General features: G+C 64.7%; 2 protein-coding genes and 1 pseudogene. 1 reads left to right on the top strand and 2 read right to left on the bottom strand.

What is annotated here, in order from left to right; all coding sequences use genetic code 11:
• The coding region (locus tag ACFWF3_RS34570; RefSeq protein ID WP_379318253.1) for an alpha/beta hydrolase at positions 1-783 on the top strand (783 nt) is incomplete at its 5' end.
• Between the two features lie 109 nt (positions 784-892).
• Here ACFWF3_RS34570 and ACFWF3_RS34565 read toward each other — a convergent pair.
• The gene (locus ACFWF3_RS34565; RefSeq protein WP_379318251.1) at positions 893-1,546 is read right to left on the bottom strand and encodes a methyltransferase domain-containing protein; all 654 of its coding nucleotides are present in this window, start codon (positions 1,544-1,546) and stop codon (positions 893-895) included.
• Positions 1,547-1,580: 34 nt separating this feature from the next.
• Positions 1,581-1,774 (bottom strand): annotated as a pseudogene (locus ACFWF3_RS34560) (hypothetical protein); the annotation flags it as partial.

Below are 1,774 nucleotides of genomic sequence, written 5' to 3'. Positions count from 1 at the left end.
CTGCTCAACGGTTCCCAGGGCGGCCCGAATCAGAGCGGCTGGGACGCGCAGACCGACGCCGTGAGTTTCCTGCGTGACAAAGACGTCAACGTCGTGACCCCGGTCGGCGGCGCCAGCTCCTACTACACCGACTGGGTGCGCGACGACGCGGTGCTCGGCCGCAACAAATGGCAGACGTTCCTCAACGAGGAGTTGCCGTCGGTGATCGAGGAGTTCCTCCGGGCAGACGGCAATCGCGCCGTGGTCGGTGTGTCGATGAGCGGCACCTCGGTGCTGAACCTGGCGATCGCCAAGCCCGGCTTCTGGAACAGCGTGGCGTCCTTCAGCGGTTGCGCGCAGACCTCGGACCCCATCGGCCAGGAATTCGTCCGGATCACGGTCGAGAACTGGGGTGGCGGGCAGAGCATCGAGAACATGTGGGGCCCACGCAACGGTCCCCTGTGGCGTGCCAATGATCCGCTCGTCAACGCCGAAGGGCTGCGCGGCACCGAGGTCTATCTGAGCACCGGCACCGGGATCCCCGGCGCACCCCACGACACGCCGGCGGACGCGCGTGTCCAGGACGGCAGGATCCCGCTCCCGGTCCAGCTCGCCTTCGGCGGCCCCATCGAGGCGGCAGTGCACTTCTGCACCGTCAACCTCGCCAACCGGCTGCGCGAGTTGAACATTCCGGTCACGCTGGACGAACGCCCTGTCGGCACACACTCCTGGGGATACTGGGAGGACGACCTCCGCTCGTCGTGGCCCTTCCTGGCGCAGTCGGTGGGCAGCCGGACGAACTGAGCGCACGGCGTCACCGAGCATCGCGAACCATCGATAGCCCAGCGCGGCAACGGATCCCGATGACCGGTTCCAGGGTCATCGGGACCACCTTCGTCACGGCGACGGGGTATCAGGCCTTCGTGGCGACTACCAGCACGTTCTTGCCGAACAGCTTGCCGGTGACGGCCTGCAGGAGCTTGCTGAGCGGGAACACCACGCGGTCGTAGAGCTTCAGCGCTCGTGTGTTGATCGTGCCGTCGTCGCTGCCGGCGAACTTGTAGGCCAGGGTGGCGAAGAAGCCGATCGGGTCGCAGTAGCGCGACTCCACGATCTCCAGACCCGCGTTACGGAGAATGCGGTTGAGCTGAGTTCGGCGATAACGCCGGTAGTGCCCGACTTTGGTGTCCATCGAGGTGAACAGCACCTCGAGCGCGGGCACATAGATCACCAGCGTCCCCCCGGGCCGCAACAGCGAGGTCAGGTGTTCGGACGCTTCCTGGTCGTTCTTGATGTGCTCGAAAACGTTGAAAGAATAGATCAGACCGTACATTTCGGCTTCGGACGGCTCGGCCTCGCAATCGACGACCTTGTAGCCTTTCGACAGCAGCAGCTTCTGCAGTTCGGCGTCGGGTTCGAGACAATCCGGGATGATCTGCCGCTCGGCCAGCATATCGGCGTAGGTGCCCCGACCGGCACCGAAGTCCAGTATGCGCAGGTCCGGCGACGTGACATGTTTATCTACGCAGTCGATCAGAAATTTGTTGTAATTGACCGCTTCGGTCATCGCCTCCAGGTTGTCGCACCCGGTGTACGCGAATTCACTGCTGGTCACGCTTGATCCCCTCAATGCATCGATGGGCGGCAATGGCGGTCAGCGTAGTCCGACTACATTGCGGTGCCACGACATCGGGCAACATTGTCCGCGCCTCGGTCGGCGTCAGCGGCGGGGCGGCCGTGGCGAGAGAGGCCGGAGGGGTGAGCGGTTGCGGGTTCGGCGCACCGGGTGCGGGTG

The organism is Nocardia sp. NPDC060220, assembly GCF_042727815.1.
Taxonomy (GTDB): Bacteria; Actinomycetota; Actinomycetes; order Mycobacteriales; family Mycobacteriaceae; genus Nocardia.
The sequence above is the reverse complement of the archived record's forward strand: the minus strand, read 5'-3'. Positions and strand labels throughout refer to the sequence as shown.